1 protein-coding gene and 2 pseudogenes are annotated in these 1,902 nt (G+C 69.1%); 1 reads left to right on the top strand and 2 read right to left on the bottom strand.

The window, feature by feature from the left end:
• The coding region (locus I5G_RS21605; RefSeq protein WP_022878807.1) for an extracellular solute-binding protein at positions 1-918 on the bottom strand (918 nt) is incomplete at its 3' end.
• A 37-nt stretch (positions 919-955) separates the two neighbouring features.
• Positions 956-1,060, bottom strand: a pseudogene (locus I5G_RS25290) (transporter substrate-binding domain-containing protein); the annotation flags it as partial.
• Positions 1,061-1,063: 3 nt separating this feature from the next.
• On the opposite strand from I5G_RS25290, the pseudogene I5G_RS09235 reads away from it, so the two are divergent.
• Positions 1,064-1,363, top strand: a pseudogene (locus I5G_RS09235) (prolyl oligopeptidase family serine peptidase); the annotation flags it as partial.
• Positions 1,364-1,902: the final 539 nt, after the last annotated feature.

Raw genomic sequence — 1,902 nt, 5'->3', positions numbered from 1 at the left:
CAGGGCGTCGGACTTCCAGGCATCCTGAACGGCCGGGAGGTCACCGGTCGCCTCGTACCAGGCGGCCTGCGTCTCGGGCTCGGTCAGCCACTGCACGAGCTTCCACGCGCTGGCGGCGTTCTTCGAGTTGTCGAACACCGCGAGGTTCGCACCGCCGCTGAACGAGGTGGACGACTCCTTCGCGGGCAGCACCGCGGTCGAGATCTTGTCGCCGAAGCCCTCGCCGCCCAGGTCGTTGAGCAGACCGATGAACGCCGGTCCGTCGATGAACATCGGCGTGCTGCCGGAGACGAAGTCCGCCTCCTGCGCCCCGGCCGAACGGTCGGCGGCGGGGTTGGCGATGCCGTCGGTGTAGAAGCTCTGGTAGTAGTCGAGCGCCTCGACGGTCTCCGGGGTGTCGAGGGTCCATTTCGAGCCGTCCTCCAGCTCGGCGCCGTTGGACCACGGCATCCACAGGTTCCCCTGGAAGGAGTCGTTACCCGAGGGGAGACGGATGCCATAGTCGGCGCCGCCCTTGGCCTTCATGTCGGCGGCCATCTGCTTCAGCTCATCCCACGTGGTGGGCGCCTGGTTCCATCCGGCTTTCGCCGCGATGTCGGTGCGGTAGTAGAGCACGCGGGTGTCGACGTACCACGGCACGCCGGTCGCGCGGTCGTCGATCTTCGTCGAGGCGATCGCCCCGGGGAAGATGCCGTCGGTGGACAGGTCGGTGGGCACGGTCTGCAGCGCGTCGCCGAAGTCGGCCATCCACGTCGAGCCGACCATCGCGAGGTCGGGGGTGTTGCCACCGGCGATGGCCGTCTGGAACTTGCTGTAAGCGGCATCCCACGGCACGGGCGTGACGTCGACGGTGACGCCGGGGTTGGCCTCCTCGAACGTCTTCACGAACTCCGGCAGCGCCTCGCCCTCGGCGCCCATCGCCCACATCGTGAGCGTGCCCTCGGCCTTGGGGTCGCAAGTACTTCTCCTGGCGCTCCGGGTTGATCGAGACCTGGTTCGCGATGACGTCGAAACGTCCCGCGTCGAGCCCGGCGAAGATGGCATCCCACTGGGTCTCCTGGGGGGCGACCCGCTGCACGACGCCGACGTCTACGCGTACATGAAGTCGTACTCGCCGTACGAGAACGTGCGCGAGGGGGTCGCGTACCCGCGGATCCTCGCCGTCACCTCCCTCAACGACACCCGCGTGCTGTACGTCGAGCCCGCCAAGTGGGTGCAGCGTCTGCGCGAGGTGGGCGCCGACGCGCTGCTCAAGTGCGAGATGGTCGCCGGCCACGGCGGCGTCAGCGGCCGCTACAACGCCTGGCGCGAGCGCGCGTACGAGCTCGCGTGGCTGCTCGACGTCTTGGGGTTGGCGGCGTAGGGCGGTTGCCGGGCGCGCCTGTCCCACTCTTGGCGCTGCATGTCCCACTTCGTGCACATGAAGGGGGCCTCAGCCGCACATAGTGGGACACGCGCCGTCAGGACCGCGGGGTGCGCCTGCGCCGACCCCGGGGTGCGCCTGCGCCGACCCCCGGGGGTGCGCCTGCGCCGGGGCGGGGTGCTGGGGCATGTCCCACTCGGTGCAGGAATCGAGTGGCTGAGTCGCACATAGTGGGACGCGCCACGCTGGCTACGGCTGACCGACCGCGGCCCAGCGACGGTGTCCCACTTTGTGCAGATGAACGCCGGCTCAGTCGCACATAGTGGGACACGGGCGGTGGACCACCCCTCCTCCCCCGTGCCGTCATCTGCGACATCCTCCACAGATGTCTTCGCCGGCGCACCGGCGCCCAGCAGCGCGCCGCCATGCTCGGCGGATGGGCGATCACCCTCAGATCTTTTCGTTCGGGATGCCATGGCCTCCGGCGCTCCGCTTTGCGCTGCGTCACGTCTTGTCAGACGCCCTACGCGGTATCCGCT

This window comes from Microbacterium sp. B19 (assembly GCF_000333395.1).
Lineage (GTDB): Bacteria > Actinomycetota > Actinomycetes > Actinomycetales > Microbacteriaceae > Microbacterium.
Note: the sequence above shows the minus strand (reverse complement) of the source record. Positions and strands in the feature narration are given on the sequence as shown.